Below are 1,199 nucleotides of genomic sequence, written 5' to 3'. Positions count from 1 at the left end.
GGCAGGGCTATCGCATGTAGCCGAGGAGTTCGAAGAGGAAGGCATCGTTCCAGCCGGCCCGCTTGAGCTTGAGGCGTAAGGAGGTGGTGGTGTCGGGGTGAGCCCTGGCAACATTGAGGGCAAGTCTTCTGAGGACGGCAAGGTTGGCAGGGCCGTTGTCCTTGCGATTGCGGGCCAGATCCTCGTCGAGGATGACGTCGAGCGGCCAGTGCAGGCCATTTTCGATGGTCCAATGGGTGCGAACGATGCGCAGAACCTCGGTGCGGCTGTAGTTTTGGCTCATCAGGAAGTAGCGCTCGACGGCTTTATCGTTGCCGCGCTTGCTGCTGATCCGTGCGACGGCTTTGAGGCCAGGGAAGTTGTGCATCTTCTCCATGTCCTTGACCGGCACGACAAGCGCACGGCGCTTTTCCTGGCGCCCATGGTCTGCATCGGTGGTCGTAACCGCTTTCCTGCCCTTGCGCGCGGCTGCGGCAATTGCCGCCTTGGCGTCGGTCAGCAGAGCGGGTTGGTTCTCCTTCACCGCCAGCACGTAATCGCCGCCCCGCATCACGATCTGCTTGGCCATCTCGCGATGACAGTGCAGCGCATCGGCCGTCACGATGCACCCCTTGAGTTGCAGAAGTTCGAGCAATTGCAGGGCGCCAGCGGCCTCATTGTTGTTCGGCGCCAGGACATTGGCCAGCGCCATGCGCGTCTGAGCCGCCCACGCCGTCACCATGATCGGCGGCATGTGGCTCTTGCCGCGCTCGTAGCCACGTCGCAGCGCCTTGCCGTCCAGTGCGATCACGCCTTGCGGCCGTGCGATCTTCGCGCCCTCGGCGAAGGCTTCCATAAAGCGCCGGAACGCCGTTTCGAACGCCTTTGGATCGAGCATGCGGAACACACGGCTGAATGTGTCGTGGCTTGGCAATCCATGCTTGAGCACCAGCACGTCCTGCCAAAGATAGGCCTTCAGCCGCGCAAACAGCGCCATGTCGGTGCAACTCGTCGCCCCGCACAACGTCGCCATCAGCGCGATGAACAAAAGCTCTGTCAGATCGTGCAGCGCATTCTCCGCCCGCGGGTCGGGCAGGTCTTCGAAGCATTCCGAGAATCGATCCATCGGTCGCTCCTGCCAACTCAGGAGCCACCGTCAGAATCGATTTCTGCCAAAATCGCAATGCCTTACGAAAAGATCACATGCGATTCCCCTGCCC

Annotated in this window: 1 protein-coding gene; it reads right to left on the bottom strand. The window is 61.6% G+C overall.

From position 1 onward, the window contains the following. Nucleotides 1-7 precede the first annotated feature (7 nt). Nucleotides 8-1,105 carry an ISAs1 family transposase gene (locus JQ627_RS38895; protein WP_212489600.1) on the bottom strand — a complete coding sequence of 366 codons (1,098 nt, stop codon included), beginning with the start codon at nucleotides 1,103-1,105 and terminating at the stop codon, nucleotides 8-10. Between the last annotated feature and the right edge of the window lie 94 nt (nucleotides 1,106-1,199).

Origin of the sequence: Bradyrhizobium liaoningense (assembly GCF_018130785.1) — a bacterium.
Classification (GTDB): Bacteria; Pseudomonadota; Alphaproteobacteria; order Rhizobiales; family Xanthobacteraceae; genus Bradyrhizobium; species Bradyrhizobium liaoningense_A.
The sequence above is the reverse complement of the archived record's forward strand: the minus strand, read 5'-3'. Positions and strand labels throughout refer to the sequence as shown.